The organism is Streptomyces sp. DvalAA-43 (assembly GCF_900091725.1).
Taxonomy (GTDB): domain Bacteria; phylum Actinomycetota; class Actinomycetes; order Streptomycetales; family Streptomycetaceae; genus Streptomyces; species Streptomyces pulveraceus.
In genome coordinates this window covers 348,188-373,747 of record NZ_FMBW01000087.1, presented here as the reverse complement: position 1 = coordinate 373,747, position 25,560 = coordinate 348,188, and the positions used below count along the sequence as shown (strand labels likewise).

Here is a 25,560-nt window from a genome sequence, read left to right as displayed (position 1 = left end):
CGCGAGGAGCCCCGAGTGTCCGGAACCCCGGCCAGGACCGCCGACGCCGCCACGGCCACCGAGGTCGCGTGTCTCGGCGAGTCCATGGTGACGTTCCTGCCGTCGCAGCCCGGACGCCTCGCCGACGTACCCGCCTTCGGCCGTGGCATCGGCGGCGCCGAGTCCAATGTGGCCTGCGCGCTGGCCGCCGCCGGGCACCGGGCGGCGTGGGTCGGCCGGGTCGGCGCGGACGGCTTCGGCGATCATCTCGTCGAGGCGATCGCGGGCTACGGGGTCGACACCTCCGGCGTGCGGCGCGACCCTTCGCGACCCACCGGGATCTACTTCCGCACCGCGACCGACCGGGCCACCGATGTGCACGAGGTCGCCTACTACCGGGCCGGGTCCGCCGCCTCCGCGATGTCCCCGCGCACCGTCCCCTACGCGTCGCTGCCCACGGCCCGGGTGCTCCACCTGTCCGGCATCACCGCCGCCCTCTCCGCCGACTGCCTGGCCCTGCTCCACGACCTGACCGCGCCCCGCCCCGGCCGCCCGCTGATCTCCTTCGACGTCAACCACCGGCCGGGCCTGTGGCGCGGTGCCGACGCGTCCCCCGCGGTGCTCCTCGACCTGGCCCGCCGCAGCGACCTGGTCTTCGTCGGCGAGGACGAGGCGGAGGAGGCGTGGGGGCTGACGGGCGCGGAGGCGATCCGCGCGGCGCTGCCGGAACCGTCCGTCCTGGTCGTGAAGCGCGGCGCGGACGGCGCGACGGTCTTCTCACGGACGGGAACGGGGGTTGGGACAGAAACAGGAACAGGTGAAGGAACCGACGTCACCACCACCGTCCCCGCCCTCCGCGTGGACGTCGTCGCACCCGTCGGCGCCGGTGACGCCTTCGCCGCCGGGTTCCTCTCCGCCACCCTCCGCGACCTCCCCGTACGCGACCGCGTCCGGCACGGCCACCTGATGGCCGCCGCCGTCCTCACCGTCCCCGGCGACCTCACCGCCCCGCCGGCCCGCGCGCACGCCGACGCCCTTGCCGCACTGGACGACGAGGCCTGGGGGAGACTTCGTCTCGGCCCCGGCTGGACGGGGGACGACCAGGAGGTACGTACGACATGAGTCAGACCGTCGACCGGGCGCTGAGCATCCTGCCGCTGCTCGCCCGGGGACCCGCCGACCTCGGCCAGGTCGCCGAGCGGCTCGGCGTCCACAAGTCCACGGCGCTGCGCCTGCTCCGTACGCTCCACGAACACGGACTCGTCTACCGCCAGCAGGACCAGCGCTACCGCCTCGGCGCCCGCCTCTTCGCCCTCGCGCAGGAAGCCGTCGAGAACCTCGACGTACGGGAGATCGCCCACCCCCACCTCGTCGAACTCAACGAGAGCTGCGGTCACACCGTCCATCTCGCGGTGTACGAGGAGCAGGAGGTCCTCTACATCGACAAGGTCGAGAGCCGCTACCCGGTCAGGATGTACTCGCGGATCGGCAAGCCCGTCGCGATCACCGTCGCCGCCGTCGCGAAGCTGCTCCTCGCCGACCTCACCGAGCCCGAGCGGCGCGCGATCGCCGAGAAGCTCGACTACCCCATGTACACGTCCCGTTCGACGCCGAACGCCGGTGCCTTCCTCAAGGAGCTCGCCGTCGTCCGCGAACAGGGCTGGGCCACCGACCTCGGCGGCCACGAGGAGTCCATCAACTGCGTCGGCGCCCCCATCCGGGGGGCGGACGGGCGGGTCGTCGCCGCGATGTCGGTCTCCGCGCCCAATGTCGTCGTCACGGCCGAGGAACTCCTCACCCTGCTCCCACTGGTGCGCCGCACCGCCGACTCCATCAGCCGGGAGTACTCCGGCACCACCCGACCCAAGAAAGCCTGAACTGCCATGACCGAGAAGACCGCCCTCACCCCGAGCACCCACACCACGCCCCCCGCGAAGTTCTCGCACGGGGTGAAGAAGGGGAACATCCTCCAGGTCGCCGGCCAAGTCGGCTTCCTGCCCGCCGTCGAGGGACAGGCCCCGACCCCCGCCGGTCCGACGCTGCGCGAGCAGACCCTCCAGACCTTCGCCAACGTCAAGGCGATCCTGGAGGAGGGCGGCGCGAGCTGGGACGACGTCATGATGATGCGCGTCTACCTCACGGACGTGGACCACTTCGCCGAGATGAACGAGATCTACAACGCCTACTTCGGCGAGCAGAACCTCAAGGCCGCCCCCGCCGCCCGCACCACGGTCTACGTCGGCCTCCCCAAGGGCCTGCTGATCGAGATCGACGCCCTCGCGGTCCTCGGCTGAACCAGCTGATCCACTTGCCGCACCCGCACCACGCGCACGGCACGGCGCCCCACTCCCCCGGGGCGCCGTGCCGCGCTCCCCCACACCCGAAAACCGCCTCCGACGACGGAGTTACCCATGCTGCTCGCCGCAACCCCACCACCGGCCGAGACACCGCCCCACACCGGTGGCGTCCTTCCGCTGATCGACGGCACCGCCGGTCTGCTGACCGTCGCCGCACTCGGGATCGCGCTCCTCCTCTTCCTGATCATCAAGGTCAGGCTGCAGCCGTTCGTCGCGCTGCTCGCCGTCTCCATAGCCGTCGGCCTGGGTGCCGGACTCTCCGTCACCGAACTCTTCGGCACGGTCCAGAAGTCCGCCGCCGTCTCCGTCATCGAATCCGGCATGGGCGGCATCCTCGGCCATGTGGCGATCATCATCGGCCTCGGTACGATGCTCGGCTCGATCCTCGAAGTCTCCGGCGGCGCCGAGGTGTTGAGCACTCGCCTGCTGAACCTCTTCGGGGAGAAGCGCGCCCCGCTCGCCATGGGCCTCACCGGCCTCATCTTCGGCATCCCGGTCTTCTTCGACGTCGGCATCTTCGTCCTCGCGCCGATCGTCTACGCCGCCGCCAAGCGGTCCGGCAAGTCGATCCTGCTCTACGCGATGCCGCTGCTGGCGGGCCTCTCGATGACCCACGCCTTCCTGCCGCCGCACCCGGGCCCGGTCGCCGCCGCCGGACTCTTCCACGTCTCCCTCGGCTGGGTCATCCTGATGGGCGCCGTCGTCGGCATCCCGTCCGTCCTCGCCGCCTGGGGCTACGCCGCGTGGATCGGCAAGCGGATCTTCGTCGCCGTCCCGCAGGACATGGTCGAGGCCGCCGAGGAGGCCAGGGCCGCGGTCGTCGCCGAGCAGCGGGCCGCCGGGGTCACCCCGCGCGAGGAGCCGGTCGCGCTCGCCACCGTACTCACGATCATCGGCACCCCGCTGGTGCTGATCCTCGCCGCGACGTTCTCCTCCATCGCGCTGGACCCCTCCACCCCGCGCTCCGTCATCGAGTTCTTCGGCAACCCCTTCGTCGCCCTGACGATCGCGCTGGTGCTGGCGTACTACCTGCTGGGCATCCGCCGCGGCTGGTCCCGCAAGTCCCTGGAAACGGTGTCCACATCCTCCCTCAAGCCGGTCGGCAACATCCTGCTGGTGGTCGGCGCGGGCGGGGTGTTCGGCGCCGTCCTCAAGGCCAGCGGCATCGCGGACGCCCTCGCCAAGACCTTCAACGACGTCGGCCTGCCGGTCATCCTGCTCGCCTGGCTGATCTCCGTGGTGCTGCGCGTCGCCCAGGGCTCGGCGACGGTCGCCATCGTCACCACCGCCGGCATCGTCGTCCCCCTGGTCGAGGGCCAGGACCTGTCGCAGGCCCATCTCGCCCTGATCATCATGGCGATCTCGGCCGGCTCGATCTTCGCCTCGCATGTGAACGACGGCGGCTTCTGGATGGTGTCGAAGTACTTCGGCATCTCCGAACGCGACACCCTGAAGTCCTGGACGGTCCTGGAAACGGTCCTGTCGGTCGCGGGCTTCGCGGTCGCGGCGCTGCTCAGCCTGGTGATCTAGGTCCTTCGTCCGGACCATGCCGGGCTCGTCGCGCCGAACGTGCAGCAGCGCCGCCGGGGGAGCGGCGGCGCTGCTGGTCACTGATGCCGGCCGGTGGTCACGGCAGGCGGTGCGGGTGGGGTCCGGTGGTTACGGCAGGCCGTGCACGTGCGGGCCCACCGCGTTCGACCAGGCGTTGCCCGACTTGGCGTCCCAGGCGGTCGACCAGGTCATCGCGCCGCGGATGCCCGGGTACGTCTTCGAGGGCTTGAAGGAACCGCAGTTGGTGCCGGACGCCAGGCAGTCCAGGGCCGCGTTCACGACCGACGGGGAGACATAGCCGCCGCCCGCGGCGCTGGTGGAGGCGGGGACGCCGAGGCCGACCTGGGACGGGGCGAGGCCGCCCTCCAACTGGATGCAGGCGAGCGCGGTCAGGAAGTCCACCGAGCCCTGCGAGTAGACCTTGCCGTCGCAGCCGAGCATCGCACCGCTGTTGTAGTACTGCATGTTGACGACGGTGAGGATGTCCTTGATGTTGAGCGCCGTCTTGAAGTACTCGCCACCGGTCGACTGCATGTCGATGGTCTGCGGGGCCATCGTGATGACGAGGCCGGAGCCCGCCTTCTGCGACAGCGAGCGCAGCGCCTTCGTCATGTACGTGGAGTTGAGGCCGTTCTCCAGGTCGATGTCGACACCGTTGAAGCCGTACTCCTGGATGAGCGAGTAGAGGGAGTTGGCGAAGTTGGTGGCGGAGGCGTCGCTGTTGACCGAGACGGAGCCCTTCTCGCCGCCGACCGAGATGATGACGTTCTTCCCGGCCGCCTGCTTCGCCTTGATGTCGGCCTTGAACTGGGCGACGGTGTAGCCGTTCAGGCCCGCCGTGTCCAGGTTGAAGGTGACGGCGCCCGGGGTGCTCGTGGCGTCGGCGAAGGAGACCGCGATGATGTCGTAGTTCGCGGGCACGTCGCTGAGCTTCTGGACGGTCGCGCCGTTGTTGAAGTTCTGCCAGTAGCCGGTCACCGCGTGCTTGGGCACGGAGGTGCCGGGGTTGGGGTTGCCGCCGCCCTCCTTGGCCGTACGGCCGCTGACCGTCGTGGACTTGACCGACTCACCGGCCGCGTTGGTGGCCGTCACCGCGAACTGGTACGCCGTGTCGGCGGCCAGCCCCGTGACCGTCGCCGAGTTCCCGGTGGTCGTGGTCGCCTTCTGGCCGTCCCGGTAGACGGTGTAGCCGGTCGCGCCCGAGACCGCGTTCCAGGACAGGGCCACCGAGGAGGAGGTGGTCGTGCCCACCGCGAGTCCGGCCGGGGCGGCCGGGATGGTCGGCTCCGGGTCGGTGCCGCCCCCGCCGTCGGGGCCGTTGACCGAGACGTCGTCCACCAGATAGGCGGCCTGTCCGTACCAGCCGTGCGTGTAGACCTCGACCGAGGTGGTGTTCGGGCCGGTCTTGAAGCTGGTGGTGAGCTGCGTCCAGTCGCCGGAGCCGGGGGACCAGGTCGACACGTCGGTGGTCCCGGTGCCGCTCGCGCCGAGGTACGCGTACCCGCCCTGCACCCAGGAGCTGAGTGTGTACGTCGAGCCGGGCTTCACGGCCACGGTCTGGGCGCACCGCGCGGTGTCCTGGCCGGAGGGGGTGGCCTTGAGGGCGGCGGTGCCACCGTGCACGGGGGAGGAGACGGTGGCACCGCTGCCGCCGGAACAGGTCCAGTTGGCGAGCCCGGACTCGAAGCCCGCGTTCTTGGCCACGTTGATGTCGGCGGCCTGGGCGTTTCCGGCGAGACCCGTGACGGTCAGTGCGCCGGCCGCGAGGACGGCCATGGCGGCGCCGATCCGGACCCGGCCGCGACGCCCGTGGATTCTGTGGCCGCTAAAGGGGGAACGTTCCACTTGCTGCCTCCGTGGGGGAGTTGGGGATGCCTGCCGGGAGTGCCGGGGGACGAGCCGACGGGGGGACCGGCGGTACTCCGGGCCGTCCGGGAGGCGACGGGGAGAAGAAGGGGATGTGGAGTTGAGGAACGGTGGCCACCGCTGGCCGATAAACTGGTCCAGACCAATCAAGTTGTCAAGACCTCTGGCAATGAGAGCCGTGGCGGTCGGGTGTGCCGGCCGGGTCCGTACGCGCTCCGCTTGTGTCCCCCGACGGCCTCCCTGATGCCCTCCGTGATGCCCTCGCGATGCCCCTCGCGGGGGCTCAAGTCCAGTCGGCTCGCCTGTGAATTGACGTTTTGTTGACCTCGCGGGGGCGCGTGCGGGCGAGGGGGCGGAGTGCTCGGACAGTGACGAACCGGCCCCCGGTGGGAGTCCGGCGCGAGTCCGGTGCGCAAGGTTCCGTATCCGCGCTGACGTGCGCGGATGAATTCCCGGCGCAAGATGGCCGGGACGTGGATCCGTAACCCTCCGCAGTTGTACAGAAGTTGACGATTTTCGATTTGGTCCGATTTAGCACTCGGGCGTTACGCGGGCGCCTCGCACATGTTGTCGGACTGGCCTCCGAAAAGTGTTCTCTGCCAGGTAGGACGTGGATAAAGTGCTGAGGCAGAACCGCGGAGCAGGAGCGATTGCGGCCGACGTCATGACCGGCGTCCGGCCGGAAGCCGAAACGGGGAACAGCGTGCCGACCGCAATAGCAGTGACCAGTGCTGACTTGGTACTACCTCCGACCGATCAGCAGACACCGACAGCCGCCCTGCTGCAGGCGCCCGATGCCCAGGCGCTGGAGATGGCCATCGGTGACATGCACGTGCTCCTCGAACAGCACGGCTATGTCGTGGCCGTCTACCCCTCCGGCATCTCGCCCGCCCACGAGCGTCGGCTCTTCTCCGTACGCTCGGTCCTGGAGAGCGACCGCATCGCCCTGGTCGAGGTGGACCTCCCGCCGCTGGGCGTCGCCGTACTCGTCAGGCAGCTGCGCCAGTTGTCGATCTGTGACTTCAGCCCCGGGGTGGTCGCCTCCGCCGCCCGGCTGCTGACGCACTACATCCACGCGGGCGCCCTGCTCCACTCGGTCACCAAGTTCGACCGGGTCCCGGTCGACCTCAGGACCCATGCGAAGTCCTGGGTGCCCGGTTCGCAGTTCGCCGTGGTCGCGGGGCCCGAGCCGCAGCTCGTCAGGGTCGGCCCGAAGGCCGACCCGCCGACCGGCCCGGAATTCGCCACCCACCTGATGACCGCCAAAGGGCAGTCGCAGTCGGAGTGGGTGAAGGAGACCCTCGCGCCCGCGTGGCAGGTCCAGGCCATTCACGAGTCCGCACTTCCGTCCGAATCCCCGGCATGGTGGGGAACCGGAAAACTGGTGGAATTCGCCGCCTATCTGCCAGACATCTCCGTCCTGTACCAATTGGTGTCCTCCGTACGTCGTGAGAACTGCCACTGGTGCGGAATGGAACTCATCGGTGATCGCTGCGGGTTCTGCTCCTCCCCGCTACCCGCGGCCGAGAACCGAATGCACTCCGCCGGTGTCCTCAGCCAAGAAGCGCTCGCACCACCGCAGTCCTAGTACCACCGCAGTCCTCGCACCACCGCAGTCCCAGCGCTTCCGCTTTCCTCCGTAGACGCCCTTCTGTCCGCTGCCCCACGCATCCGAATCGAACGAGGTTGTCCGGCCCATGAACTCCCGTCAGCGCCGTGGCGTGATACTCCTGCTTTTGTCGGTTCTGTGCGCCTTCGGCGCCTTCGCCGGCGTGCTCTCGGTGATCAGCGATGTCAACTCCAAGGTCGGGCCGGAAGTCTCGGCCTACCAGCTGAGGTCCGACGTCGCGCCCTACACCGCTCTGTCCTCCGGGCAGTTCGAGAAGATATCGATGCCCAAGCGCTGGCTCTCCCACAACGCGGTCACCGATCTCTCCGAGGTGAACGGCAAGATCGCCGTCACCCAGCTGCGCAAGGGCTCGCTGCTCCAGTCCGACATGATGCAGCGCCGCCCCGAACTCCAGCCCGGGGAGCAGGAGATCGCCATCATGATCGACGCCGCGACCGGCGTCGCGGGCAAGATCACCCCCGGCGCCACCGTCAACATCTACGCCACCTTCGCCGGTGAGCGCGACGGCGACCCGTCCCAGTCGAAGGTCATCGTCTCCAACGCCAAGGTCCTGGACGTCGGCAAGCTGACCGCCCTGGAGCCCAACCACGACGGCAAGTCCAACATGGGCACCGAGGCCGTCCCGATCACCTTCGCGCTCAACACGCTCGACACCCAGCGCATCGCCTACGCCGAGTCCTTCGCGGAGCACGTACGCCTCGCGCTCCTGGCCTCCGGCAGCGACAGCACCATCCGTCCGGGCGACCGCACCTACACGCTCGACAAGGACAAGTGAGGATCGAATGACCACGAGGATCCTCCCGGCCGTCGGTGACGTCGACGCGGCCAGATCCGTCACCACCCTGCTCAGCCAGCTCCCCGACGCGGAGCCGGCCGCTCCGGTCACCGACTCGACGCAGCTCATCGACACCCTCGCCCGGCTCGCGGGCGAGTCGCTCGACGATCTGCCCGAGGTCGTGCTGGTCCACGAGCGGATCGGACCGGTGCCGGCGCTGGAGCTGATCCGGGAGGTCTCCCTGCGCTTCCCCGCCATAGGGGTCGTGCTGATCACCGCCGATGTCACCCCCGGTCTGTTCGCGTCCGCGATGGAGTCGGGTGCGCGTGGTGTCATCACCCTCCCCCTGAGCTACGAAGAACTGGCCAGCAGGGTTCAATCCGCGGCCCAGTGGTCCGTCGGAGTCCGCCGCCATCTGACCACCGGCAACGATGTGTTCACCGGCCCCGGCGGTACGGTCATCACGGTCAGCGGCGCCAAGGGCGGTGTCGGCACCACCCTCACCGCCGTGCAGATAGCCCTGGCGGCCCAGGCGTCCGGACGCACGGTGGCCCTGGTCGACATGGACCTCCAGGCCGGTGACATCGGCTCGTACCTCGATGTGCAGTTCCGGCGTTCCATCGTCGACCTGTCGACGATCGCCGACATATCGCCGCGCGTCCTGTCCGACGCGGTGTTCAGCCACGGCACCGGTCTGGCACTGCTCCTGGCCCCCAGCGAGGGCGAGAGCGCCGAGGAGGTCAGCGACCGTTCGGCCCGGCAGATCGTCAGCGCCATGCGCTCGCGCTACGAGGTACTGATCGTCGACTGCGGCAGCCAGCTCCAGGGCGCCAGTGCGGCCGCCATCGAGATGGCCGACACGGCGCTCCTGGTCACCACGCCCGATGTGATCGCGGTGCGCGGCGCCAAGCGCGTCGTACGGATGTGGGACCGGCTCCAGATCCGCAAGGCGGAGGAGACGGTCACCGTCGTCAACCGCTTCATCCGCAACACCGAGATCCAGCCGCAGCTGATCGAGAAGATCACCGGCACCACTACGGCCAACACGGCGATTCCCGCGAACTTCAAGGAACTCCAGGCCGTCGTCGACGCGGGCCGGCTGCACGAACTCGACTCCAAGAGCACGGTCAAACAGGCCCTCTGGGCCCTTGCGGGCGAGCTCGGCATCGTCAAGGTTCCTGAGAAGGCGGAAAAGAACGGCGCGAAGAGCGGTGTGAAGACCGGCGCGAAGTTCAAGAACGACCGAGGCTCGATCGGGCGCCGCCGCGACCGCGACGGCACCCGGAACCTGCCGACGACCTAGGAGGCACGTTGACCCATGGCACCTACCGAGACGAAAGACACGGAGATACGGGGAAGGCGTTACGGTGACGCCGCCCCGGCGGGGGGCGGAATGCGCGTCCGCCTCCTCGGCCGGGGGCGGGACCGCGGCCAGACCGCGATCGAGTTCCTGGGCGTCACTCCGCTGATCATCCTGCTGTTCATCGCGCTCTGGCAGTGTGCGCTGATCGGCTACACGTTCTCCCTCGCGGGGAACTCGGCGGACGAGGCGGCGCACCAGGGGGCCATCGCGCAGAGCATGCGCGGGCAGGCCTGCCGGGACGCGGCGGAGGAACATCTGCCGAAGGCCTGGCGGGACTCCATGAAGGAGAGGCCCAGGTGCCGCACCACGCACGACGTGTACAAGGCCGAGGTCAAACTCCAGGTACCCGTGCTGGTGCCCGGCGTCCTCAACTGGCCGTTCCGAGTCACGGGCAACGCCGCATACCCGGTGGAGGCTGACCGATGAGCGAGACCACATCCGACCTCCGCGCCACCGGCACCCGCCGTGACCGTGGTCAGGTCGCCATCGAGTATCTGGGCTTCATTCCTCTGCTGCTCCTGTGCGGCCTCCTCGCGATCCAGGCGGGGCTCGCCGCGTACGCCGCCAACCAGGCGGGAACGGGGGCCCGTGCGGCGGCGCGCTCGGGCAGCATGTCGGCCTACGGCGACTGCGACGAGCAGGCGGGCAAGGACGCGATGAGCGGCTGGACCGCCGACAGGGTCCGCTTCCGCCCGAGCGGTTCCGGCTTCGACGAGGTCACCTGCACCGCTCGCGTCGAGGTGCCCGACATCCTTCCGGGCATCCACATCTGGGGCACCGCCGAACGCAGCTCCACGATGCCCCGCACCTGACGTACGCGGCACGCCGCACCACGGCCTCTCAGCGGCTCAACAAGCAAGTCGGAACGAGGAGTTACGCAATGAGTCTGCGGGCACGCATGAGCGCCCCCGAGAAGAACGGCGGGGCGCGGGAGGACAGCCACATGGTGGCCACCTACCGCGCCAAGCTGCTCGAAGAGATCGACCTCGCGGAGATGTCCTCGCTCGCCGCCGCAGACCGGCGGGCTCGGCTGGAGCGCGTACTCAGCCACATCATCAGCCGTGAGGGCCCGGTCCTCTCGACGGTCGAACGCACCCAGCTGATCCGCCGGGTCGTGGACGAAGCCCTCGGCCTCGGCATCCTGGAACCGCTCCTCGAAGACGCGTCGATCACCGAGATCATGGTGAACGGACCGGACCAGATCTTCGTCGAGCGCAGCGGCAAGGTCGAGAAACTGCCGATGCGCTTCAGCTCGCACGAACAGCTGATGCAGACCATCGAGCGCATCGTGTCGACGGTCAACCGTCGTGTGGACGAGCAGAACCCCATGGTCGACGCGCGTCTACCCAGTGGTGAGCGTGTCAACGTCATCATCCCGCCGCTGTCGCTGACCGGCGCCACGCTCACCATCCGACGGTTCCCGAGGGCCTTCACCCTCCAGGAAATGATCAACGTCGGCTCGCTCGACGAGCAGATGCTGATCCTGCTGGCGGGCCTCGTCCAGGCCAAGCTCAACATCATCGTGTCCGGAGCCACCGGCACCGGGAAGACGACACTCCTCAACGCGCTCTCCGGCCTGATCCCCGACAGTGAGCGCATCGTCACCATCGAGGACTCCGCCGAGCTCCAGCTCCAGCAGAGCCACGTCATCCGGCTGGAGTCCCGCCCGGCGAACGTGGAGGGCAAGGGCCAGATCACCATCCGCGACCTGGTCCGCAACTCCCTGCGTATGCGCCCCGACCGCATCGTCGTCGGTGAGGTCCGTGGCGGCGAATCGCTTGACATGCTCCAGGCGATGTCGACCGGTCACGACGGCTCGCTCGCCACCGTCCACGCCAACAACGCCGAGGACGCGCTCATGCGTCTGCAGACCCTGGCCTCGATGTCCGAGATCAAGATCCCGTTCGAGGCGCTGCACGACCAGATCAACAGCGCCGTCGATGTGATCGTCCAGCTCACCCGGCACGCCGACGGTTCCCGAAAGATCACCGAGATCGCCGTCCTCGACTCGCACGGGCGCGACCCCTACCGCATCGTGACCGTCGCCAGGTTCGACGCCCAGCCGATGGACGCCGAGGGGCGGATCAACGGCGAGTTCAACTACCTCCCGATCCCGCGCAAGATCGCCGAGCGCCTCTACATGGCCAGCCAGCCCGTCCCGCAGGCCTTCGGGGTCGCCGAATCCGCCGAACAGCTCGCCACCCGAGAGGCCAACTAGGTAACGTGCCATGACGAATCTCCCTCTTCTCACCATCGGCGTCACTCTGCTCGCCGGGGTCACCGGCGTCGTGGGTCTACACGCGTACAGCGGTGGCAAGGCCGACCGCGACGCCCTGGTGGACCGGCTCTCGCACACCGGTCACATCCCGGAGACCGGCCGGCACCGCCGCTTCCGGGGCTTCGACTCCTGGCTGCGCAAGACCGGCCTGGGCCGGAAGATCGAGCTGAAGCTGGCCGCCACCGGCCTCGACATCACTCCGGGCGAGTTCGTCGTCTACGCACTCGCCGCCATGGCCGCACTGTGGATGATCGCCTCGTCGATCCTGGCCAGCTTCTTCGGTCCGGTGGCCGCCCTCATCGGCCTCTGGGGCACCAACGCCTTCCTGAACTGGCAGCGCACCAAGCGCACCGAGCGCTTCATCAACCAGCTCCCCGAACTCGCCCGCATCCTCGCCAACGCCACCCAGGCCGGCCTGGCACTGCGGACGTCCATCGGCATGGCGGCGGACGAGATGGAGGACCCGGCCGGTGAGGAACTGGCCCGGGTGTCCCGGCGTCTCGCCGTCGGTGAGCCGCTGGACGACGCACTGAGTGAGTTGACCGACCGGCTGCCCTCCCGTGAACTCGTCGTCCTCGTGACCACCCTGGTCCTGTCCAACCGGGCCGGTGGTACGGTCGTCAGCTCGCTGCGCAACCTCACCGAGACGCTGGAGGAGCGCAAGGAGACCCGGCGAGAGGTCAAGACCCAGCTCTCCCAGGTCACGGTCACGGCTTACGCCGTCCCCATGTTCGGTCTGGGTGCCATGCTCCTGATGAATACGGTCATGCCAGGAGCGCTCGACCGCATGACCGGCGCCTTCATCGGCCAGGTCGCGGTGGTCGTCTCCATCGCCCTGTACGCGATCGGATTCATCGTGATCCGCCGCATGTCCCGGATCGACGTCTGATGGGCGGGGCGAACATGGGCCTGCTGCTCGCAGGCGTCATGGGGCTCGCGGTGTACGGGATCATCGCCGGAATCCGCATGTACCGGCGTGACGCGAAGCTCCCCGGTGACCTCGCGATCGCGCTGGAGGTCGGCTCGACCCGCACCACCGCGGTCGGTTCCGGCATCGACCGTCTCGGCATGCGCTGGGCACCCGCGATCCTGCGGATGATGGGCCCCAAGGCCGTCAACAAGAAGCGCCGCCAGATCGACATGGCGGGAAACCCAGCCGGTCTGACCATCGACCGCTATGCGGCACGCCGGGCCGTCTACGGCGGCCTCGGCGCGCTCGGTGCCTTCACCATGCTCCTGCGCGGCCAGGTCATCCTCGCCCTGGTCCTGGTCGCCTTCGGCCTGTTCTGGGTCGAGGTCGGGCTCTGGTCGGCGGTGCGCATGCGGCGTGACCACATCGACCGGACTCTCCCGGACTTCCTCGACGTCCTGGCGGTCGTCGTGTCGGCGGGCCTCGGCTTCCGACAGGCGCTGGGACGCGTCGCGGAGAAGTACGAAGGCCCCTGGGCCGACGAGCTGCGCATCACCCTGCGTCAGATGGACATGGGCGTCAGCCGCCGGGAGGCCTTCGAGCAGCTGCGCAAGCGCAACGACTCGGAGCAGGTCGCGATGTTCGTGACCACGCTCCAGCAGGGCGAGGAGCTCGGTGCGCCGATCGTCGAGACGCTGATCCAGATCGCCAACGACATGCGGCGCACGGATGCCCAGAACGCCCGCCGGAAGGCAGCCAGGGCCGTTCCCAAGGCCACCTTCGCGGTCACCACGTTCCTGCTGCCCGGAACGCTGGTGCTGCTGACCGTCGGCTTCGTCTACGGCGCCAACATCGACTTCAGCTTCCTCACGGGCGGATGACGTGGACGGCGCGGACGGTGGGCAGGACGGTCGGAGGGAGGTGGCAGGCTCATGTCGTTCCAGCTCGGCAACGGCCAGAACGGACTGAACGCCGAAGTGCGTCAGGCGATCGCCGATCCCGGCTCACGCCCGGCGTTCGCGATCCAGCTCAACGCGCTCCAGGCGATGTGCCGGCAGGTCTTCGGCTTCCGGCTCGCCATGATCGCCATCGCCACCCCGTTCGCGATCGGCCACACCGCGTCGGGACTGGCCTCCTGGCTGATCGGCTCGGCCATCCTCGTCACGTTCATGGGCTCGTACGTCCTGTTCCGCGACTGGGAGCGCTTCGGCCCGGTCCTGCTGCGCTACCCCTGGCTGCTGGGCATAGACGCCTTCTTCGGTGCTCTGCTGCTGGTCACCGCCAGCCCTGAGTCCACCCTCGCGTACGTCACGGTGTGCACCCCGCTGCTGGCCGGACTCGTCTACGGCTGGCGCGGCGCGGCGGTCTTCGCCGCGCTTCAGGTGGTCATCGTCCTCGGCGTGTACAACACCAACCCGAAGCTCCAACCCGCCGATGCCACGGCCGTCCTCCTTCCCGGCTTCTGCTTCATCGCCGGAGCCGTCGGCGTCACCCTGCGCAATCTGCTCCTGCGCTTCGGGACGGCGAGCCAGGCCCTCACCGAGACCCGGGCCCGGCTCGCCGTCAGCGAGGCCGTGGAGGGCGAGCGCACCCGGCTCGCCCGGGAAATGCACGACTCGGTGGCCAAGACCCTGCACGGCCTGGCCCTGGCGGCCGACGGCCTGGCGGTGTCCTCCGACCGGATGGACCCGCTCACCGTCAGGCACCAGGCCGAACTGGTCGCACGCGCCGCCCGCCGGGCCGCCGCCGAGTCCCGTGAACTCCTCTCCGACCTGCGCCGCGAGTCCGGACTCGACGGCGGCGTGGACGTCGCACGTGAGCTCCGGGCCCGAGCCGAGGACTTCTCACGTCGTCACGGACTCACCGCCACCTTCCGGCTCCTGGACGACGCGCCGATCCCGCAGGTCCCCCAGGCCGTCGCCCGCCAGCTGCTCACCATCGCCTCCGAAGCGATGGAGAACGCCCACCGTCACGCACAACCCACCTACCTCGTCGTACTCGCAGGCGTGAAGGGCGACGTCCTGCGCGTCAGCGTGTACGACGACGGGCGCGGCCTGCCCCCGGGCACGACGCTCGACGACCTCCGGCGCGCCGGGCACTTCGGCCTGGTCGGCATGGTCGAGCGCGCCGCGTCCATCGGCGCCCGTATCCGTATCGGAAGGGGGAAGGCGACCAAGGGCACCGAGGTCCGCCTGGAACTCCCGATCGCGGCGTTGCTCGTCACCTCCGGCGCCGAGCAGCCCGGCTGAACCGCTCCGTTTCCCACCCTCACCCCCCATAGACACCTGAGAGGAGGTCGCAGATGCCGGACGACGTCTCCCGCGCGTCGGGCCAGAACCGGGCCGCACAGCACCACGCGTCCCAGCACACGTCCCCGCACGTCACCCCGCTCAACTCGGAACCCAGCTCCCATGCGTTCCCCGTCCCCCAGCAGTCCGCGGCATCCGAGCCCATGCCTCCCTTTCCCGCGGCGGTATCCATGGCCGTGCCCGGCGCCCTGCGGGTCGTCGTCGCCGACGACAACCCGGTGGTCCGGGCCGGCCTCGGCGTCCTGCTCTCCGGCCGCGACGACATCGACGTCGTCGCCGAGGCGGCGGACGGCCGCCAGGCCTACGACATGGCCGTCCACCACCGTCCGGACGTCGTCCTGCTCGATGTCCGGATGCCCGGCGTGGACGGCATCTCCGCGCTTCCGCACCTGGTGCGGATCGCACCCGTGATGATGCTGACCTACAGCCGCGAGAACGAGATCGTCCACGAGGCGTTGCGCCTCGGCGCGAGCGGCTATCTGGTCCACGGCGAGTTCACGGCCGACCAGCTGGTGCAGGCCGTACGCGACACGAAGGACGGCCGGGCCCACTTCACCGCCACCGCCGCCAACGCCCTGCTCGCCCATATGCGTCAGGGGCCCGGAGCACAGGGGCAACCCCTCCCCGAGGGGCTCGGCACGGCTCTGACCACGGGCGTTCCGTACCAGGGGGCCGGGTACGACGGCCATGCCCCGAGTTCCGTTCAGCAACACAGTGCGCCTGCACACATACCCAAGGCCGAACCGTCTCCACCTGCGCCGCGACCCGTTCGAGCACCCCAGGGTCTTTCGCATCTGCAATCGGTTGTGGCACAGTCTTCCATGACCGGGGAACCGGGCATGACGTTCAACAGGCAGCAGTACGGGCTGAGTTCACGGGAGGTGGAGGTCATGGAGCTGATCGCGTCCGGCATGAGCAATCAGCAGATCGCCGCCACCTGCTTCATCAGCGAGAAGACGGTCAAGAACCACATCAACCGCATCTTCACCAAGCTGCACAGTGCGAGCCGCAGCGAGGCCATCGCCCGCTGGCTCGGCACGGCCCCCTCGGCGGGGCACGGAGCACGCGAGGCCGGTGGTCACCGTGGCTGAGCGGCAGACCGGGAGCGGGGCAGTGACGGTACGCGCGGGGCGTGGGGCCCGGCTGCGCGTATCGGTGCCGAAGACCCAACTGATGCTTTGGGCCCGGGAATGGGCCCTGGGACCCTCCGGCGAGCGGGGCTCGTCGCCGTATGTTTCTCATGTCGCCAGCGGCACCGGCCAGGAGGAAGCCGGTACCGCGGGCGGCACCCAAGAAACTTGCGAGTCGGCCGGCTACCGGTCGGCCGAACCCGGAGGGGAACACCATGTCGAACATCACCCTGAAGACCGCCGTCCGCGTCAACGGCTGGGCCAACACCGCGGTCAGCGCCATCCAGAAGCGTTACGAGGCCAAGGACCGCGGCCAGACGGCGTTCGAGTACCTGGGCATCATCCTGGTGGTCGTGGCGATCATCGGCGCGATCATGGCCACGGGTATCGGTGGCGCGATCTCCGGCCGCATCTCCGGGTTGGTGAACTCGATCACCGCAGGCTCGTGATCGGGCGTCTTCGCCGCGACGCAGGGCAGGCCTTCCCCATCTACGTAGTGATGGTGGCGGGCCTGCTCTTCCTCGTGTTCGCATTCTTTGCCGTCGGCAAGGCCTCGGCCTTGCGCAATGGTGCCCAGGGAGCGGCGGATGCTGCGGCTCTGGCCGCAGCGGCGCAGGCTCGCGATGAATTCCAGGCCGGGTTCCTCGCCTCGCTTCCCGAAGACTTGCTCGATGCGTACCTTGCGGCCCACCCAGTGGGTGGTTGCAGTGCGGCTGCCGGGGCTGCCGCCGAAAACCAGGCGAAGCTCAAAAGCTGCGTCCCGATGCCGGGCGGTCGCGAGGACCGGATCAAAGTCGACGTCAGGGGGCTCAAGCCCGTGGACTCGCCGGTCATTCCTGGCTCGAAGAGGAAGAAGGCGGAGGCCACGGCCACCGCTGTCATCAAGTTCCGTTGCAGCTGGACGTCCGTCGATCTCAACGACGACAGCATCCGGGACATCTTCTTCTTCACGTGTGGCAAGGACTTCCTGGAGATCAGTCCGGGCAGCCCGCCGCCCTGGTCTCAGGTGAGCAAGATCCTCTACGACGTGCACCTGGTCGACAATTGATGGCGAACGACGAGTAAAGGAATCAGAACCCATGAGCATTCGGCGCTCCACAAGGTCTCGAAGGGCTGTGGCAGCCGTCTCGCTGGCGGCGGCAATGGCCCTGACCGTCGGCGGTTGCGGCACCGACAGCGGTGGTGACAAGACCAATGACGCCGGCTCGTCGCCGTCCTCTGCCCCGTCCAAGTCCCCAGAAGAGGACAAGGGAGCGAAGCAGGAGGACACGGCTGCCGGTGAGAACGTGGACCCGAATGTGAAACTCGCGCAGGTAAATGGTCGCGATGGGCTGATTCTTGTCGTCAACGCGGTCAAGCGTGACAGTGGCGGATTCGTGACTGTCAGTGGCCTGATCAAGAATGGTGGGGACGAGATTCGAAGCGGTGGCCAGTGGGCGGGAAATGAGACTGCCATCGTGGCCAAGAACCCGAATTCTGTGGCAGGCGCGACGCTTGTGGACAAGGTTGGGAAGAAGCGCTACTACATTCTTCGGGACACGGATGGGCGCTGCCTCTGCACCACTGGGTTGACAGCGATTCAGCCGGGGAATTCCGTTTCCGTCTTCATGCAGTTTCCGGCGCCTCCGGCAACCACCAGCGAAGTCGACTTCACGCTTCCGACCTTCGCCACCGCATCGCTGAAGATCTCCGGGTGATGGCCGACATGAAGTGTGTTCGTGCGTGGCATGGGCGGCGCCATGTTGCAGGGCGAGCCGTCGCTGTGGCGGTGTTGCTGGCAGGCACCACCGTCTTCGGCGCGACAACCGCTGTGGCCGACGACGGCCCGAGCGTGCCCCCGGGCACCGAGGCGACGTCGGTGCCCCCGGTGAAGCTCGACGCCAACGACCCCGACCTGAAGATGCCCGAGGGCGGCACACTGGCCCCCGCCAAGGTCCTCGACATCGTCCAGGTGATCGAGGACGAGGGCGGAGAGGAGCGTCGTGAGGACAGCAACGCGAGCATCAAGTTCGCGCTCCAGGCCGAAGTCCTCTTCGGCAAGGACAGCGCGAAGTTGAGTCCTGCGGCCAACTCCCGTATCGCCGCAATCGCCGCCGAGATCAAGAAGCAGAACGCCACCAAGGTGCGCGTCTTCGGCTTCACCGACAACCTCGGCTCGTCGGCCCACGGTGACGTGCTGTCCAAGCAGCGCGCCAACGCGGTGCAGGCGGTGCTGGTGAAGGATCTCGGATCGACCGTCACCTTCGAGATCCGTGGCTACGGCGAGCAGTACCCGATCGCCGACAACAGCACGGAAGAGGGAAGGAAGAAGAACCGCCGCGTGGAGGTCTCCTTCCCGCGCGGCACGTCTTCCTGAGGAACCGCGCCACGACAGGGGCCCGGCACCGCGAGCGCATCGGCGCATCGCGGTGCCGGGCCCCTGCCGTTGTCCGGCTACAGCAGATGGTCCGCCTTGCCGGCCTTGATGTCCCGGATCAGCTGCTGAAGCGCTTCGCGGCTGTCGGTGAGGAAGCGTTCCTCCGAGCCGCTGACGGCGATGTAGCTGTTGCCCTGTCCATCGGTTCCTATCCGGTAGCAGGAGTTTCCTTCACCGCAGAACGCGTCTTCCCAGTGGATGTCCGACATCGTCGATCTCCTCAGAGTTGGCTTGCGATGTTGTGGATGAAGTCCCGTGACTTCTCAGGCGACAACGCGATCTTCTCCATCCAGTCCAAGTGGGCTCGATACTTGGCAAGTTGAACGTCGGAGTGGACGAAGACGGGCCCGTGAGAGTTGTCGATCTGCACGGTGTCGAGCCGGGGAACAGGTCCCTCCGCGTACAGAACGGTCTGCCCTGCGCCTGGGAACGCGCCCGCGTCGAATGGGATCACCAGCAGCGTGATATTCGTCTGCTCGGACTTCGTCAGCAAGTGATCGAGCTGGGCGCGCGCCACGGCGCGTCCACCGAACTGCATCCGGAGCGCCGCCTCGTGCACGATGGCGGTGTAGGGCGGCGGCGCATCTCCATCCAGAATCTCCTGGCGCTCCACTCGATGTGCCAATCGCAGCGCGACTTCCCGTTCCGGCAGCTGAGGGATCACCACGCGGAAGAGGGCCAGAGCATGATCCGAAGTCTGGAGCAGGCCCGGGATGTGCACGGAGTACGCGGCCCGCATGCGCACGGCGTGCTGTTCCAGCTCGGCGATGTCGAGTAGCCCTTGGGGGAGTATGCCGCGATACCTCTCCCACCAATTGCGTCCGCGTGACTGGGCCATCTCCACCAGCGCGTCCACGTACTTCACATCGGTGCAGTCGCAGTTGCAGGCCAAGGTGCGAAGGCGGTCCGGGCTGATGGGGCGTGTTCCGGCCTCGATGTTCGAGATCTTGCCGCGGTCCACGCCCAGCAGACCGGCCGCGAACTCGGCGGAGACATCGGCCGAAGTGCGGAGTCTCCGTACTTCGGCACCGAGCCGCTTCTGGCGCTCAGTCGGTGACGTCCTTGCTGCCATGCCGTTCCTTTCCGCAAGCGGTCACCGGCAGTCTGCCGCGTGCGCGCACCTCTCTGCCACGAAAGGGTGCATTCATCGAATGAGGAGGGTAAATTTACCCTCGCCACGCTACGTTAGGTAACGCACCGCTCACACAGTGACGGCGAGTCGGAAGTGCATCGCGCGGTCCTGCCCGCAACCTCCTGCCCTGGGAGGGGCGGTCCCGCGTCAGGGAGACAGGCCACTGCTCGTTCGGAACACAACACCGTGAGCCCTTGTGCGCGCCCACGCGAAAGAGAGCTGCCACCAACTCGCGCCTGTTTCAGGGGAGTCCGTCATGCACGTGCCTACGTCCGCGTCCACATCCGCCGTCGCCGCACTCTGTCCGGCCGCCACCGCCGAGGCGAGCCCGCCGGTCCCGTATCCACACCTCGCCCTCCGCCCCACTCCGTCGCAGGCGTACACCCGGCCCTACCTGCGCTCCAAGGGTCACTCCGGGCGCGGGCTCTCGTTGAGTTTCACGCTTCCCGGCGACCTCCGCAGCGCGTTCATCGGTCGTACGGCGGTCGCCGCCGCGCTGGAAGCGCATGGGCTCACCCCGTACGTCTGGCCGGTCACACACGCCGTGGGCGAACTGCTCGCGGTCACCGCCAGGATGAGCCCGGGTAAGGAGATCTACGTCTCCCTGCGTCACCGGGACGACGCGGTCCGGCTCCTGGTCTGGGACCAGCACCCGCATCACGCCGAACCCGGCCTGGCCGCGCTCTGCGAGACACGGCGTCGGCGGGCGCTCTGGCTGCTGGCGGCCGTTGTGGACGACTGGGGCGGGGAGTGGGGCGCCTGCGAGGCGAACTCGCCGCAGTGCGGCACCAAGTCATGGGTCCGGCTGCCCAGATGATGCTGCTGCCCGGCCGCGGCTCCCACCTCCTCCACCGGTTCCGCCACCGCCGCCCACCGCCCCGCCCTCCTGACGGCGCCCGCCCGCGTCGGGAGCGGATGCCGCAGGTGTCGTCGGGATGGCGGTGGTGACGGGGCTCCTGCGCGATCCGGGCCGGGGCGGGAGGAGGCGTCGGCGGAGGACGCGTCAGCGGAGGACGTCGAAGACGTTCTTCTGCAGGCCGTTGGAGTACGCCTCGTGCTCGACGAGCTTCAGCCTCTGGGTGTCCTTGTCCGTGTCGCTGAACAGGCGCTTGCCCGCGCCGAGCAGCAAGGGGAAGACGAGCAGGTGGTAGCGGTCGATCAGGCCGGCGTCCGCGAGGTCGCGGTTGAGGGTGGCGCTGCCGTGGATGATGATCGGGCCGCCCTCGGTCTCCTTCAGGGCGGCGATCTCGTCGAGCGAGCGCAGGATCGTGGTCTCGCCCCAGTTCTGGACAAGGTCGTCCTCGGTGAGGGTGGTGGAGACGACGTACTTCGGCATCACCTTGTAGTCGGCGAAGTCCGCCATGTCCGGCCAGACCGGGCTGAACGCCTGGTAGCTGACCCGGCCCATCATCATCGCGGCGGCTTCCTGCTGCTCGCGGCCCTTGATCTCGAAGGCCTCCGGGACGAATTCGATGTCCTTGAAGGTCCACCCCGAGTTCCGGTAGCCGGGCTCCCCGCCCGGGGCCTCCACGACGCCGTCGAGCGAGATGAAGGCGGTGCTGATCAGGGTGCGCATCTGGAGTCTCCCGAGGTCATGTGGCTGTGGTGCATCAACTTTCTCCTTCTGACTGACTGCCGGTCGTGCGGGGACTCATCGGTCGTTGCCGAAAATGATCAGCGACTCGGAGAGATACCGGCGGGGAGGGGTGCTGTCGAGGGTGAGGCCTTGCGCGTGGCGGCCGGGGCCTTGCCGCAGAATTCCGCCTCGATCGCATTGACGTAGAGCGAGCCGTCCGGCAGCCAGTCACCGTTGACGTTGAACGTCAGCTGGTGCTTCCCGTCCTGTGTGCCGACCATCGCGGACAGCGAACCGTTCGTACGGCCGCTCTTGCCCACCACCTTCACGCCGCACGACAGCTGTGCGAATTCGAGACCGAGGCCGTATCCGGTCCCGGCGCCGGACGGTACCTCGTCGAGCATCTCCCTCATCTGCGCGGGCGGGAGCAAGTCACCGTGCAGCAGGGAGCGTTGGAAGCGGTTGAGGTCGCCGGTGGTGGAGATGATGTCGCCGGACGCGCCCAGCCAGGTCATGTTCTGCTCGGTGGCGTCGTGGATCCCGGCGTCGGGGGCGTCCTGGTGGAAGCGGGAGTACGCGACGGGGTGCGGGTCCGGCATCCGTGGCGACGTACCGGGGAACGACGTGCCGCGCAGGCCCAGCGGCCGGATGACGCGGCGGGTGGCCTCCTGTGCGTACGAGTGGCCCGTCGCCCTCTCGATGACCATCCCGGCGATCACGAAGTTGGTGTTCGAGTACAGCGGCGCCTTCTGCGGATCGGGCTGCGGCGGGTACTTCAGCGCGATCGCCACCAGTTCCTCGGGCGTATGGGTGTCGTACCGGTGCTCCGGGAAGCCGGGGCCCGCGGCGTCGTGCACGAACGCGGGGTCCGAGGTGTGGTTGGCGATGCCGCTGGTGTGGTTGAGCAGTTGGCGCAGGGTGATCCGGTCGCCGTCGTACCCGTTGCCCCGTATCAGTCCGGGCAGCCAGGACTCGACGGTGTCGTCCAGGCTCAGCTTCCCCTCCGCCTCCAGTTGGAGCAGGACGGTCGCGATGAACGTCTTGGTGATGCTGGCGCCACGGAAGTGATCGCCGGGCGCACGCTCGCGGCCGGTGGTGGTGTCGGCGTGCCCTTCCGCCGCGTACCAGCGCTCCCTGCCGTCGCGCACCTGGGCGGCCACACCCGGCTGGCCGCCCTTGCCGATCAGGTCGCGCAGTGCGGCGCGGGTCGCCTCGTGGTCGTGAGAGGACCGCTCCGCGTGGGGGGACCGTGCCGCGAGTGCGGGCGGGGCGATCGCACCCGCCCCCATGGCCGCGGTCACCGCCAGTGCGAGCAGCGAGGAGATACGGGCGGTGCGTCGCTTCATGCGTCTTTCCTCCAGGTCACCGAGAGGGCAGGGGCTGCCCTCTCGGTGCCGGTGACGCACAACTCGGGCCTCAGGGTTGATCGTTGAGGGTTCCTGCGGGGACTCCGGCGGTCGTCACCGCTGGGGAGCCCTGGCCGTGATCATCAGAGCGGCGAGCAGGCTCGCGAGGAGGGTGAGGCCGACCGTCCACCACAGGACGGCGGAGTACCCGTCCATGACCGCCGCGTTGACCCGCTCCAGGGCGCCGGAGAGCGATTCCGGAAGGTTGTGCCCGTTGAACGGGACACCGGCCTCGGCGGCGGCGACCAGCGGAGCGGGAATGTCCGACGCGCCGGACAGCCGGGCGGAGACCGCCGAGGCGAGGACGGTGCCGAACAGGGGCCAGGCGGCCCAGCCACCCAGGTTCTGGGCCGCGAGGACCACCGCCGAGGTCCCGCCGGAGTCCTGCGGGGCGATTCCGTCGGTCGCGGTGGTGAAGAGGGGCGTGAAGGCCAGACCGGCGCCGAAGCCGATGAGCAGCGTGCCCGGCAGCACCTGGGCGGTGTACGCGCTGCCGGCATCGATGCCGGTCAGGACCGCCAGGCCGGCCGCCGTCAGCAGCAGGCCCGGCACGATCAGATTGCGGGGCGCCAGCCGGTGGCACAGCCGGGCGGCGACCTGGGTGGCGGCGATGACGGCCGCGGCGGCCATGGGCAGCAGGGCCGTGCCGCTCCGGGCCACGGGGTATTCGAGGACGACCTGGAGATACCTGGTCAGGACCAGGAACGTGACGAGCAGGCCCAGGCCGAGGACGAGCAGGGCGAGGAGGGAGCCCACCCGGTTGCGGTCCCCGAGGAGGCGCGCCGGGACGAGCGCGCCGGGCGAACCGGCCTGCCGCCACACGAAAGCTCCCAGCAGGAGTGCGCCGCCCACGAGGAGGATCAGGGTCAGGGGGGTGGTCCAGCCACCCCCACCTGCCAGGGCGCCGTCGTGGACCACCTGGGCCCGGTCGAAGCCGAAGGCGAGCGCGGCGAGCCCGGCGGTGCCGAGCAGCAGGCCCGGTACGTCGGCGCGGGCGGGGGTGCGGACCGGGTGGGGGTCGTGCACCAGGGGGGCCGCGCAGACCGTGAGGAGCAGGGCGAGCCCGGCGGTCGCGTACAGGGACCAGCGCCAGCTCAGCCCCTCGGTCAGCCATGCGCCCGCGAACATGCCGAACGCCATGCCGCTCCCGGCGACCGCGGCGTAGATCCCGAAGGCCCTGCCGCGCTCCTTCGGATCGGCCGGGTCCGCGAACCCGGCGGACACCAGGGCCAGCGCGGACGACGAGAGCAGCGCGGCGGACATGCCCTGGAGGGCGTTGGCGAGGATGAGCAGACCGCTGGAGGAGGCCAGACCGCCGATCGCGCAGGCGGCCGCGAGTCCGGCGGAGCCGATGACGAACACCCGTTTGCGGCCCAGGAGATCGGAGAGATGCCCGCCGAGCAGCAGCAGTACGCCGAAGCCCAGCATGTAGACGGTGGAGAACAGGCGCATGGAGTCGGAGGAGAGGCCCATGGCGACGTAGATGGCCGGCATCGCGGCATTCGTGACCGCCGTACCGATCAGCACCAGCAGCTGCGCCAGCGAGGCCATCCCCAGCCCCCACCACCGCATGGGATGCGGAGCCGGGACACCGTCGGGGAACGGGGGCGCCGCCGGACCTGCGGCCGCCCCGGACCCGGCCCCGGCCGCAGGTGCCCCGGACCCGGCGGCCGGGTGCTGGCCCGCCGGGGTCGTCGGTATGTACGCGGGCTGCGGGGGGACCGGCTGGGCCGGGCCGGAAGGCCCCGGCTGGGCCGGGATGCGCGGGTCCGGCCGCGGGGTCCGCGCATCCGGGGCAAAGTCGAGCAACTGGGCTGCATGGCGCCCGAGTTGGGCGAGCACCGTACCGGGCAGCCATTCGCCGTCCTGGTCGGCGGCCGTGCGTGCGGCCACCTCGGCGGGCGTGGGCCGCTGTGCCGGGTCCTTGTGCAGACACGCGCGTACGAGGTCGACGAGCGACTCCGGAACGCCGGTGAGGTCCGCCTCCTCCTCCGCGATCCGGAAGAGGTGCGCGTTCAGACCGGTCTCCGTGGCGCCGAAGAGCAGGCGGCCGGTGGCGGCGTAGACGAGGACCGCGCCCAGGCAGAACACATCGCTGGCCGGGGTGAGTTCGAGTCCGCGCACCTGCTCGGGCGACATGAAACCGGGGGAGCCGATCAGCATCCCGGTGCGGGTGTGCAGGCTGTCCCCGGCGAGGCTGTCCATGGCCCGCGCGATGCCGAAGTCGATCACACGCGGCCCGTCCACCGTCACCAGCACATTGGACGGCTTGAGGTCGCGATGGATCAACCCCGCTCCGTGGACCGACTCCAGGGCCGTGGCGAGCCGGTTGGCGAGGGTGCGGACCGAGTGCTCGGGCAGCGGCCCGAAGTCCTTGGCGACGACGGTGGTGAGATCGGGTCCGGGGATGTACTGGGTCGCCACCCAGGGCACCCGCGCCTCGGTGTCGGCGTCGAGCACGGCCGCCGTCCACGTACCGCCCACCCGCCGGGCCGCCGCTACCTCACGGGCGAACCGCCTGCGGAATTCGGGGTGCTGGGCATACTCGGCCTGCACCACCTTCACGGCCACGGTCCGCCCGGCTTCCGAACGGCCGAGGTACACCAGGCCCATGCCGCCCGCGCCCAGGCGGGCGATCAGGCGGTACGGGCCGATGCTCGGGGGATCTTCGGTGATCAACTGGTCCACGGATATAAGATAGTTGAGGTATCCAACCCGTGGTGGCGAGTCGCGGTGAACAGTCGGTGTGTGCCTGTGGGGCGACGCACCTGGCGGACGCCCTGCCCGGTCCGTGGCTGATGCCACATCGGGCAACGTCCGCCCTGTCCCGGGGTGCTCCGCCCATCTGCGACCCGCAGGCCGGTACGGGTGCTTCACGGAGC

At 69.1% G+C, this 25,560-nt stretch carries 25 protein-coding genes; 19 read left to right on the top strand and 6 right to left on the bottom strand.

Going from position 1 to position 25,560, the window contains the following annotated elements:
- Nucleotides 1-15: 15 nt before the first annotated feature.
- The 4 genes from GA0115234_RS36505 to GA0115234_RS36490 all read left to right on the top strand — a co-directional run bounded on the left by GA0115234_RS36505 (nucleotide 16) and on the right by GA0115234_RS36490 (nucleotide 3,866).
- On the top strand, nucleotides 16-1,101 hold the full coding sequence (locus GA0115234_RS36505; protein ID WP_093550281.1) for a sugar kinase: 1,086 nt from the start codon (nucleotides 16-18) through the stop codon (nucleotides 1,099-1,101).
- Nucleotides 1,098-1,856: an IclR family transcriptional regulator gene (locus GA0115234_RS36500; RefSeq protein ID WP_093550279.1), complete on the top strand. Its 759-nt coding sequence runs from the start codon at nucleotides 1,098-1,100 to the stop codon at nucleotides 1,854-1,856. Before GA0115234_RS36505 ends, GA0115234_RS36500 begins: the two co-directional genes overlap by 4 nt.
- Before the next feature lie 6 nt (nucleotides 1,857-1,862).
- Nucleotides 1,863-2,273 (top strand): RidA family protein, encoded by a 411-nt coding sequence (locus tag GA0115234_RS36495; protein ID WP_093550278.1) that lies wholly within the window; start codon nucleotides 1,863-1,865, stop codon nucleotides 2,271-2,273.
- Nucleotides 2,274-2,390: 117 nt separating this feature from the next.
- Nucleotides 2,391-3,866, top strand: coding sequence for a GntP family permease (locus GA0115234_RS36490; protein ID WP_093550276.1), 1,476 nt, complete (start codon nucleotides 2,391-2,393; stop codon nucleotides 3,864-3,866).
- A 129-nt stretch (nucleotides 3,867-3,995) separates the two neighbouring features.
- Here GA0115234_RS36490 and GA0115234_RS36485 read toward each other — a convergent pair whose 3' ends face one another.
- Entirely contained in the window at nucleotides 3,996-5,663 is a 1,668-nt protein-coding gene (locus GA0115234_RS36485) for a chitinase (protein ID WP_093550274.1), read from the bottom strand.
- Between the two features lie 811 nt (nucleotides 5,664-6,474).
- Here GA0115234_RS36485 and GA0115234_RS36480 point away from each other — a divergent pair.
- From GA0115234_RS36480 to GA0115234_RS36415, 14 genes are all read left to right on the top strand, one after another.
- Complete coding sequence (locus tag GA0115234_RS36480; protein WP_093550272.1) at nucleotides 6,475-7,341, top strand: hypothetical protein; 867 nt, start codon at nucleotides 6,475-6,477, stop codon at nucleotides 7,339-7,341.
- 109 nt (nucleotides 7,342-7,450) lie between these two features.
- On the top strand, nucleotides 7,451-8,158 hold the full coding sequence (cpaB, locus tag GA0115234_RS36475) for a Flp pilus assembly protein CpaB (protein WP_093550270.1): 708 nt from the start codon (nucleotides 7,451-7,453) through the stop codon (nucleotides 8,156-8,158).
- 7 nt (nucleotides 8,159-8,165) lie between these two features.
- A complete protein-coding gene (locus GA0115234_RS36470) occupies nucleotides 8,166-9,461 on the top strand; it encodes an AAA family ATPase (protein ID WP_093550268.1) in 1,296 nt (431 codons plus the stop codon).
- Between the two features lie 90 nt (nucleotides 9,462-9,551).
- Complete coding sequence (locus tag GA0115234_RS36465) at nucleotides 9,552-9,947, top strand: TadE family protein (protein ID WP_237542009.1); 396 nt, start codon at nucleotides 9,552-9,554, stop codon at nucleotides 9,945-9,947.
- Nucleotides 9,944-10,333 carry a TadE/TadG family type IV pilus assembly protein gene (locus GA0115234_RS36460; RefSeq protein ID WP_093550264.1) on the top strand — a complete coding sequence of 130 codons (390 nt, stop codon included), beginning with the start codon at nucleotides 9,944-9,946 and terminating at the stop codon, nucleotides 10,331-10,333. Before GA0115234_RS36465 ends, GA0115234_RS36460 begins: the two co-directional genes overlap by 4 nt.
- Nucleotides 10,334-10,401: 68 nt before the next feature.
- Nucleotides 10,402-11,739 carry a CpaF family protein gene (locus GA0115234_RS36455; protein ID WP_093550262.1) on the top strand — a complete coding sequence of 446 codons (1,338 nt, stop codon included), beginning with the start codon at nucleotides 10,402-10,404 and terminating at the stop codon, nucleotides 11,737-11,739.
- 10 nt (nucleotides 11,740-11,749) lie between these two features.
- The gene (locus tag GA0115234_RS36450; protein WP_093550260.1) at nucleotides 11,750-12,688 is read left to right on the top strand and encodes a type II secretion system F family protein; all 939 of its coding nucleotides are present in this window, start codon (nucleotides 11,750-11,752) and stop codon (nucleotides 12,686-12,688) included.
- A gap of 14 nt (nucleotides 12,689-12,702) precedes the next feature.
- A complete protein-coding gene (locus tag GA0115234_RS36445) occupies nucleotides 12,703-13,590 on the top strand; it encodes a DUF5936 domain-containing protein (RefSeq protein WP_093550479.1) in 888 nt (295 codons plus the stop codon).
- A 51-nt stretch (nucleotides 13,591-13,641) separates the two neighbouring features.
- The gene (locus GA0115234_RS36440; RefSeq protein WP_093550258.1) at nucleotides 13,642-14,958 is read left to right on the top strand and encodes a sensor histidine kinase; all 1,317 of its coding nucleotides are present in this window, start codon (nucleotides 13,642-13,644) and stop codon (nucleotides 14,956-14,958) included.
- A 53-nt stretch (nucleotides 14,959-15,011) separates the two neighbouring features.
- Nucleotides 15,012-16,109, top strand: coding sequence for a response regulator transcription factor (locus tag GA0115234_RS36435; protein WP_093550256.1), 1,098 nt, complete (start codon nucleotides 15,012-15,014; stop codon nucleotides 16,107-16,109).
- Nucleotides 16,110-16,363: 254 nt separating this feature from the next.
- Nucleotides 16,364-16,597, top strand: coding sequence for a hypothetical protein (locus GA0115234_RS36430; protein WP_093550254.1), 234 nt, complete (start codon nucleotides 16,364-16,366; stop codon nucleotides 16,595-16,597).
- Nucleotides 16,594-17,196: a pilus assembly protein TadG-related protein gene (locus GA0115234_RS36425; protein WP_093550252.1), complete on the top strand. Its 603-nt coding sequence runs from the start codon at nucleotides 16,594-16,596 to the stop codon at nucleotides 17,194-17,196. Before GA0115234_RS36430 ends, GA0115234_RS36425 begins: the two co-directional genes overlap by 4 nt.
- Before the next feature lie 31 nt (nucleotides 17,197-17,227).
- Complete coding sequence (locus GA0115234_RS36420) at nucleotides 17,228-17,845, top strand: hypothetical protein (protein ID WP_093550250.1); 618 nt, start codon at nucleotides 17,228-17,230, stop codon at nucleotides 17,843-17,845.
- An 8-nt stretch (nucleotides 17,846-17,853) separates the two neighbouring features.
- Nucleotides 17,854-18,504 (top strand): OmpA family protein, encoded by a 651-nt coding sequence (locus GA0115234_RS36415; RefSeq protein ID WP_093550477.1) that lies wholly within the window; start codon nucleotides 17,854-17,856, stop codon nucleotides 18,502-18,504.
- A gap of 77 nt (nucleotides 18,505-18,581) precedes the next feature.
- On the opposite strand, the gene GA0115234_RS36410 is transcribed toward GA0115234_RS36415, so the two are convergent.
- Both GA0115234_RS36410 and GA0115234_RS36405 read right to left on the bottom strand, forming a co-directional pair.
- Nucleotides 18,582-18,773, bottom strand: coding sequence for a hypothetical protein (locus GA0115234_RS36410; RefSeq protein ID WP_093550248.1), 192 nt, complete (start codon nucleotides 18,771-18,773; stop codon nucleotides 18,582-18,584).
- Between the two features lie 11 nt (nucleotides 18,774-18,784).
- Nucleotides 18,785-19,636 (bottom strand): helix-turn-helix domain-containing protein, encoded by an 852-nt coding sequence (locus tag GA0115234_RS36405; RefSeq protein ID WP_093550246.1) that lies wholly within the window; start codon nucleotides 19,634-19,636, stop codon nucleotides 18,785-18,787.
- Nucleotides 19,637-19,952: 316 nt separating this feature from the next.
- On the opposite strand from GA0115234_RS36405, the gene GA0115234_RS36400 reads away from it, so the two are divergent.
- Nucleotides 19,953-20,513: an ATP-binding protein gene (locus GA0115234_RS36400; RefSeq protein WP_093550244.1), complete on the top strand. Its 561-nt coding sequence runs from the start codon at nucleotides 19,953-19,955 to the stop codon at nucleotides 20,511-20,513.
- Between the two features lie 186 nt (nucleotides 20,514-20,699).
- On the opposite strand, the gene GA0115234_RS36395 is transcribed toward GA0115234_RS36400, so the two are convergent.
- The 3 genes from GA0115234_RS36395 to GA0115234_RS44530 all read right to left on the bottom strand — a co-directional run bounded on the left by GA0115234_RS36395 (nucleotide 20,700) and on the right by GA0115234_RS44530 (nucleotide 25,366).
- Entirely contained in the window at nucleotides 20,700-21,272 is a 573-nt protein-coding gene (locus GA0115234_RS36395) for a dihydrofolate reductase family protein (protein ID WP_093550242.1), read from the bottom strand.
- Between the two features lie 98 nt (nucleotides 21,273-21,370).
- Nucleotides 21,371-22,618 (bottom strand): serine hydrolase domain-containing protein, encoded by a 1,248-nt coding sequence (locus GA0115234_RS36390; protein WP_093550240.1) that lies wholly within the window; start codon nucleotides 22,616-22,618, stop codon nucleotides 21,371-21,373.
- Between the two features lie 114 nt (nucleotides 22,619-22,732).
- Nucleotides 22,733-25,366, bottom strand: coding sequence for a bifunctional serine/threonine protein kinase/MFS transporter (locus GA0115234_RS44530; RefSeq protein ID WP_093550238.1), 2,634 nt, complete (start codon nucleotides 25,364-25,366; stop codon nucleotides 22,733-22,735).
- Between the last annotated feature and the right edge of the window lie 194 nt (nucleotides 25,367-25,560).

Excerpts from the sequence above, each read along its gene's own strand:
- GA0115234_RS36415 (WP_093550477.1), top strand. The coding sequence starts at position 17,854 with ATGAAGTGTGTTCGTGCGTGGCATGGGCGGCGCCATGTTGCAGGGCGA.
- GA0115234_RS36485 (WP_093550274.1), bottom strand. The coding sequence starts at position 5,663 with ATGGCCGTCCTCGCGGCCGGCGCACTGACCGTCACGGGTCTCGCCGGA.
- GA0115234_RS36455 (WP_093550262.1), top strand. The coding sequence starts at position 10,402 with ATGAGTCTGCGGGCACGCATGAGCGCCCCCGAGAAGAACGGCGGGGCG.
- cpaB (WP_093550270.1), top strand. The coding sequence starts at position 7,451 with ATGAACTCCCGTCAGCGCCGTGGCGTGATACTCCTGCTTTTGTCGGTT.
- GA0115234_RS36465 (WP_237542009.1), top strand. The coding sequence starts at position 9,552 with ATGCGCGTCCGCCTCCTCGGCCGGGGGCGGGACCGCGGCCAGACCGCG.
- GA0115234_RS36430 (WP_093550254.1), top strand. The coding sequence starts at position 16,364 with ATGTCGAACATCACCCTGAAGACCGCCGTCCGCGTCAACGGCTGGGCC.
- GA0115234_RS36460 (WP_093550264.1), top strand. The coding sequence starts at position 9,944 with ATGAGCGAGACCACATCCGACCTCCGCGCCACCGGCACCCGCCGTGAC.
- GA0115234_RS36445 (WP_093550479.1), top strand. The coding sequence starts at position 12,703 with ATGGGCCTGCTGCTCGCAGGCGTCATGGGGCTCGCGGTGTACGGGATC.
- GA0115234_RS36450 (WP_093550260.1), top strand. The coding sequence starts at position 11,750 with ATGACGAATCTCCCTCTTCTCACCATCGGCGTCACTCTGCTCGCCGGG.
- GA0115234_RS36500 (WP_093550279.1), top strand. The coding sequence starts at position 1,098 with ATGAGTCAGACCGTCGACCGGGCGCTGAGCATCCTGCCGCTGCTCGCC.
- GA0115234_RS36495 (WP_093550278.1), top strand. The coding sequence starts at position 1,863 with ATGACCGAGAAGACCGCCCTCACCCCGAGCACCCACACCACGCCCCCC.
- GA0115234_RS36410 (WP_093550248.1), bottom strand. The coding sequence starts at position 18,773 with ATGTCGGACATCCACTGGGAAGACGCGTTCTGCGGTGAAGGAAACTCC.
- GA0115234_RS36405 (WP_093550246.1), bottom strand. The coding sequence starts at position 19,636 with ATGGCAGCAAGGACGTCACCGACTGAGCGCCAGAAGCGGCTCGGTGCC.
- GA0115234_RS36390 (WP_093550240.1), bottom strand. The coding sequence starts at position 22,618 with ATGAAGCGACGCACCGCCCGTATCTCCTCGCTGCTCGCACTGGCGGTG.
- GA0115234_RS36420 (WP_093550250.1), top strand. The coding sequence starts at position 17,228 with ATGAGCATTCGGCGCTCCACAAGGTCTCGAAGGGCTGTGGCAGCCGTC.
- GA0115234_RS36440 (WP_093550258.1), top strand. The coding sequence starts at position 13,642 with ATGTCGTTCCAGCTCGGCAACGGCCAGAACGGACTGAACGCCGAAGTG.
- GA0115234_RS36400 (WP_093550244.1), top strand. The coding sequence starts at position 19,953 with ATGCACGTGCCTACGTCCGCGTCCACATCCGCCGTCGCCGCACTCTGT.
- GA0115234_RS36470 (WP_093550268.1), top strand. The coding sequence starts at position 8,166 with ATGACCACGAGGATCCTCCCGGCCGTCGGTGACGTCGACGCGGCCAGA.
- GA0115234_RS36490 (WP_093550276.1), top strand. The coding sequence starts at position 2,391 with ATGCTGCTCGCCGCAACCCCACCACCGGCCGAGACACCGCCCCACACC.
- GA0115234_RS36435 (WP_093550256.1), top strand. The coding sequence starts at position 15,012 with ATGCCGGACGACGTCTCCCGCGCGTCGGGCCAGAACCGGGCCGCACAG.
- GA0115234_RS36395 (WP_093550242.1), bottom strand. The coding sequence starts at position 21,272 with ATGCGCACCCTGATCAGCACCGCCTTCATCTCGCTCGACGGCGTCGTG.